We start from the raw sequence: 292 nt of genomic DNA on the forward strand, positions 1-292 counted from the left end.
GACCTCGGTCGCCCGCTAGAACGACAGGACTGATCAGTGGCACGCGTCAAGCGGGCAGTCAACGCCCAGAAGAAGCGCCGGACGATCCTGGAGCGCGCCAGCGGTTACCGCGGCCAGCGCTCCCGGCTGTACCGCAAGGCGAAGGAGCAGATGCTCCACTCGCTCGGGTACGCCTACCGGGACCGCCGTGCCCGCAAGGGTGACTTCCGCAAGCTGTGGATCACCCGCATCAACGCGGCCGTGCGCGAGAACGGGATGACCTACAACCGGTTCATCCAGGGCCTGCGCCTCG

The 292-nt window shown here is 67.5% G+C and carries 1 protein-coding gene; it reads left to right on the forward strand.

From position 1 onward, the window contains the following. Positions 1-36 precede the first annotated feature (36 nt). The coding region (gene rplT / locus CCN37_RS37850; protein WP_086830223.1) for a 50S ribosomal protein L20 at positions 37-292 on the forward strand (256 nt) is incomplete at its 3' end.

It is taken from the genome of Allokutzneria sp. NRRL B-24872 (genome assembly GCF_002155965.1).
In the GTDB taxonomy this organism is placed as follows: Bacteria; Actinomycetota; Actinomycetes; order Mycobacteriales; family Pseudonocardiaceae; genus Allokutzneria.